5 protein-coding genes are annotated in these 5,142 nt (G+C 59.0%); 2 read left to right on the forward strand and 3 right to left on the reverse strand.

All coding sequences use genetic code 11. The features are described 5' to 3' along the window. A partial coding sequence (locus D6877_RS16890) for a LysR substrate-binding domain-containing protein (protein ID WP_241662915.1) occupies nt 1-246 on the forward strand: 246 nt, incomplete at its 5' end. A 102-nt stretch (nt 247-348) separates the two neighbouring features. Here D6877_RS16890 and D6877_RS16895 read toward each other — a convergent pair. Beyond that, nucleotides 349-1,623 carry a glucarate dehydratase family protein gene (locus D6877_RS16895; RefSeq protein WP_130911518.1) on the reverse strand — a complete coding sequence of 425 codons (1,275 nt, stop codon included), beginning with the start codon at nt 1,621-1,623 and terminating at the stop codon, nt 349-351. Nucleotides 1,624-1,653: 30 nt separating this feature from the next. Beyond that, nucleotides 1,654-3,021, reverse strand: coding sequence for an MFS transporter (locus D6877_RS16900; RefSeq protein WP_130911519.1), 1,368 nt, complete (start codon nt 3,019-3,021; stop codon nt 1,654-1,656). A 119-nt stretch (nt 3,022-3,140) separates the two neighbouring features. Here D6877_RS16900 and D6877_RS16905 point away from each other — a divergent pair, with 119 nt between their 5' ends. Continuing rightward, nucleotides 3,141-4,040: a LysR family transcriptional regulator gene (locus D6877_RS16905; protein ID WP_130911520.1), complete on the forward strand. Its 900-nt coding sequence runs from the start codon at nt 3,141-3,143 to the stop codon at nt 4,038-4,040. A 179-nt stretch (nt 4,041-4,219) separates the two neighbouring features. Here D6877_RS16905 and D6877_RS16910 read toward each other — a convergent pair whose 3' ends face one another. Beyond that, nucleotides 4,220-4,789, reverse strand: a complete 570-nt coding sequence (locus tag D6877_RS16910; RefSeq protein ID WP_130911521.1) for a DUF6338 family protein — start codon at nt 4,787-4,789, stop codon at nt 4,220-4,222. Between the last annotated feature and the right edge of the window lie 353 nt (nt 4,790-5,142).

Consider the following 5,142-nt stretch of genomic DNA (forward strand, 5'->3'; position numbering starts at 1 on the left):
CATCGCAGCATGCGGATCGGGCCGAGCTTCGAAATGACCTCGCACTTGATTCAGGCGGTACGCGCCAATATCGGCGTGGGCCTGGTGCCGCGGATTCTGGTCGAAGATGAGTTGCTCAAGGGCGAGTTGCTGCAACTGGGCGAGCCGATTACCAGCCGCCGCAGCTATTACCTGGTGTACCCGCCGCGCAATGAGAATTTGCCTTCGTTGAAGGCGTTCAGGGATTGGCTGATTGATACCCTCTGAAGGATCGCGTCGCGGCCATTCGCGAGCAGGCTCGCTCCCACAGGGAAACGTATGCCAAGTGTGGGAGCGAGCCTGCTCGCGAAGAAGCCAGTCGCAACGACCTTAAAATCTCGGTTTGACCGCCCGCCAATCCGCCTTGTACCGCTGCATCTGCCGCACATCGTCGCGCTGGCGAATCCCGCACGTCAGGTACTGATCATGCAGCTTGGCCAGTTGCTCATGGTCCAGTTCCAGCCCCAACCCCGGCGCACGGGTGATCTTCACGCAGCCATCGACAATCGGCAGCTTGCCGCCCTTGATCACTTCCTCGTCCGGCTCCTGCCACGGGTAGTGGGTGTCGCAGGCGTAATCCAGATTCGGCACCGCCGCCGCCACATGGGCCATGGCCATCAGGCTGATGCCCAGGTGCGAATTGGAATGCATCGACACGCCGAGGCCAAACACATCGCACATTTTCGCCAGCGTCTGCGTATCCCGCAGGCCACCCCAGTAATGGTGGTCGGCGAGGACGATTTGCACGCTGTTCTGCGCAACGCTGCGGCGGAACTCGTCGAAATCAGTGACCACCATATTGGTCGCCAGGGGCAGACCGGTGCGTTTGTGCAGTTCAGCCATGCCATCAAGGCCCGGGGTCGGGTCTTCGTAATACTGCAGATCGTCGCCGAGCAGTTCGGCCATGCGAATCGCCGTCTCCAGTGACCAATTGCCGTTCGGATCAATGCGCAGCGGAAAACCCGGAAAGGCTTTTTTCAGCGCCTTGATGCAAGCCACTTCATGCTCCGGCGGCAAAGTGCCGGCCTTGAGCTTGATGCTCTTGAACCCGTACGCTTCGATCATCCGCGCTGCCTGCGCGACGATCTGTTGCTCGCTCAGCGCCTCGCCCCAGTTGTCCGGCTTGTAGGGCGAGTCGATATGCTCGGCGTACTTGAAAAACAGGTAAGCGCTGAACGGCACTTCATCGCGGATCGCCCCGCCGAGCAGGTCCACCAGCGGCACGTTCAGGTAGTGCGCCTGCAAATCGAGAAACGCTACTTCAAACGCCGAGTAGGCATTGCTCACCGCTTTGCTGGCGTGGGAACCGGGGGCCAGTTCGGCACCAGCGACGCCGACGGGTTTATTCGCCGCCACGGTGGCCTGCACGATCGCGCGCAATTGATTGAGGTTGAACGGGTCGAGGCCGATCAACTGGCTCTGCAATTGTTGCTGGATCGCCAGCGCCGGTGCATCGCCGTAGCTTTCGCCGAGGCCGATGTAGCCGTTGTCACTTTCAATCTCGATGATCGAGCGCAGGGCAAAGGGTTCGTGGATGCCGCTGGCGTTGAGCAGTGGCGGATCACGAAAGGCAATCGGGGTGACGCTGACACGGGTGATTTTCAAGATAACGCTCCTGACAGATCAACAATCGATTCAGTGGCTCGCAGCCGGACGAGCCGGCACGACAGCGGCGGCTTCTTCACTTGGCTTTGCCGGGGTTTTACCTTTGGCACCAGGCGCCGTGCGGGCGAAGAAGATCACCACGGCGGCGACCAGCGATGTCGCCGCCAGGCCGTACAGGCCGCCCTCGATGGAGCCGGTGGTCTGCTCGAGAATGCCGAACGCGGTCGGCGCGACAAAGCCGCCAAGGTTACCGATGGAATTGATCAGCGCGATGACCGCCGCAGCGATGCGCGCATCCAGATAACTTTGCGGTATCGGCCAGAACAGCGCCGACGCCGCTTTGAAACCGATAGCGGCGAAGCAGATGGCGACGAAGGCGAACACCGGCCCGCCGGTGGTCGACATGAACATACCGATGGCGGCGATCACCAGGGTCAGCGCGACCCAGGCCTGCTGGAATTTCCATTTGCCGGCCATCGCTGCGAAGACGTACATGGCGACAATCGAAATGATCCACGGAATCGAATTGAGCAGCCCGACCTGAAAATCGCCCAGGTTGCCCATCTTCTTGATCATGCTCGGCAACCAGAACGTCGCGCCGTAAATGGTCAGGGCAATAGAGAAATAGATGAAGCAGAACAGCGCGATCTGTCGGTCAGCCAACAGCTTGAACATCGACGGCTTGGCGACTTGTACCGCTTCGCGAGCGCGCTGCTCCTCGGCAATCGCCGCGACCAATGCGTCTCGCTCCTCCTCGCTCAGCCACTTGGCTTGACGCGGGTGCGATTGCAGCCAGAACCAGACGAAAGCACACAACACCACCGAAGCCGCGCCCTCGATGAGAAACATCCACTGCCAGCCGTGCATGCCCAATCCGCTGATATGCAACAGCGCACCGGACACCGGGCCGGAAATCACCGAGGCAATCGCTGAGCCGCTGAGAAACACCGCCATGGTTTTGCCGCGCTCGGACGCTGGCAGCCATTGGGTGAAATAGTAAATGATCCCCGGGAAGAACCCGGCCTCGGCCGCACCGAGGATAAAGCGCAGCACGTAGAAACTGGTTTCACCCTGAACAAAAGCCATGGCCATGGCCGCAGCGCCCCAGGTGAACATGATTCGGGTCAGCCAGGCCCGCGCGCCGTAGCGCTGCAACAGCATGTTGGACGGCACTTCGAACAGTGCGTAACCGACGAAAAACAATCCGGCGCCAAGTCCATAAGCCGCTGCGCCGATACCCAGGTCGGTCTCCAGATGACTGCGCACGAAACCGATGTTGACCCGGTCGATGTAGTTGACGATGAACATCACCACGAACAGCGGCAGTACGTGGCGTTTGACCTTGGCGGCGGCGCGGGCGAGCACCGTGATGTCCGGCGGACTCTGAAGGGTTTTCAAGGGGCGACTCCCGATCTTGTTTTTTTAGGGATGACTTGAAGCTATGGGTCGATCATGGACGCCGCGCATTGATCCCGTCTAATCTAAACTGGCATTCGATTGATACCCGGATTAGATCAATGTTCGAACTCACCCAACTGCGCTGCTTCACCACGGTCGCCACCGAACTCAACTTCCGCCGCGCCGCCGAGCGCCTGAACATGACCCAGCCGCCGCTGAGTCGGCAGATTCAGCTGCTGGAGCATCACCTTGGCGTCGAATTGTTTACCCGCAGCACCCGAAGCGTTGCGCTGACGGCGGCGGGCCGGGCATTTTTCGTCGAAGCGCAGAATCTGCTGGAGCGCGCCCAGCAAGCAGCGATCACCGCACGCCGGTTTGCCGAGGGCGACATTGGTTCGGTGAACATCGCATTCGTCGGCAGCGCGGTGTATGAGTTTCTGCCCAAGGTGATCGCCGAAGCGCGACTCAAACAGCCTCAGGTGAAAATCGATCTGGCGGAGATGAACACCTATCAGCAGCACGAGGCCTTGCGTGCCCGCCGCATCGACCTGGGCATTGCCCGGGCGCCATTGCAGGAACCGGGCTATGCCACCGAATGCCTGGTGCGCGAACCGTTTGTGCTGGCGGTGCCGAGCGGGCATCGGCTGGCCAATGCAGCTGAGGTCTCAGTCAACGATCTGGATAAACAACCGTTCCTGATGTACTCCCATGAAGCCTATCCGCCATTCAACGAATTGTTGACCGGCACGCTGCGTTCAGCGCGGGTGGCGCCGGATTACGTGCAGTGGCTGGGCTCGTCGCTGACGATTCTGGCGCTGGTCAACGCCGGCATGGGTCTGGCGCTGGTACCGCGCTGCGCGACCAGCGTGGTCTTCAGGAATGTGGTGTTTCGCGAGATCGATCTGGGCGAAGGAGTGCAAAGCGAACTGCATCTGATCTGGCGGGAGAACAATGACAACCCGGCGTTCGCGATGTTGCTGGAGGCGATTCGCCGGGCGGTGGTGCAGGGTTGGGGCTGAAGAAGTTTATCGTCTAGACCGTGGTTTCAGAGGCGGCGGCGCACTGGGGCCTTTGATCAAGGGCACGTCCAGCATTTTTCCGTCCGGCCCGACAAAGAGTCGCTCTAAATGCTTTGGCATGGGTTGTGGTGCTCTGGCAGTTGGCATGTTGATCCCTCTGATACTGGGCTGAACTCGACTCATTTGACTTTCGCGGAATCTATCAACAAAAACTCCGCGCCAATAGATGCAGGTTGGCCATCATCCGTGAGCCAACGCGGATATTTCATGACGAACTGACCATTGGATGATTCCCGTGGCCACTCGACCGGCCAGCCAAATACGCGCCTTTCGTCGTTTAAATGCAGGGTTATGAAGCGCTCATGCTGGGCGAAAGCGCAGAACCATTCACTGGGGAAAGAAGATTGTTTCGTGACGTTTCGCTTACGTAACCAGCCGTGCAATTTGTCACTTGTAGCCAGGTAACAGGCAAACAAACCCAGCAACAGCGAAAACACAAATGCCCAGAGTGTTTGCGCCCGATCATCCCAGTTTCCTAATGAAACACCCTTCGAGCCAATCCACACACAGAGGTTGCCCACCGCCAACACCGCGCCCTGAATCACAAATGTAAATATCAGCGCCTGCACAATCTGCCCAAACGTATCCGGTCGCTTGAATGCAGTGAGGGAATAGAAGATCCAGGTCGATAGAAACCCGGGGATGAGGTACTGCAACAGCGGAATGATTTCCTTGACCAGATCATCCATGATCCGCGGCTCCTTTGAGTCATGCCGATCCCGTCACGGGCCGACATTCAAAGCCTAGTCAAGGATCCGGCAGCGCTTCCCGGATAACTGTCACAGACCATTGCGGTGGCTGGCCGCAGCCTCCATCCCATGAAAAAAGGCAGACAACGAACTTCGGTGTCTGCCTTTTTTGCGAATCGAGCGCCTTTTCTAAAGGCAATCACGCACCGATTGGCGCAGCGACCCGGACTTGGCCCATGGCGGCCCCTGGTAGAGGGACACTTTGCTTCCGTTTTTATATTTGACGATATCGAGAATTTCATCCGCCGTGATGATGCTCGGCGCGGTAATCCGGTAGCCGTTGGAAATCGACG

It is taken from the genome of Pseudomonas sp. Sample_9 (assembly GCF_004307535.1).
Classification (GTDB): Bacteria; Pseudomonadota; Gammaproteobacteria; order Pseudomonadales; family Pseudomonadaceae; genus Aquipseudomonas; species Aquipseudomonas mercuritolerans.

Excerpts from the sequence above, each read along its gene's own strand:
- D6877_RS16905 (WP_130911520.1), top strand. The coding sequence starts at position 3,141 with ATGTTCGAACTCACCCAACTGCGCTGCTTCACCACGGTCGCCACCGAA.
- D6877_RS16910 (WP_130911521.1), bottom strand. The coding sequence starts at position 4,789 with ATGGATGATCTGGTCAAGGAAATCATTCCGCTGTTGCAGTACCTCATC.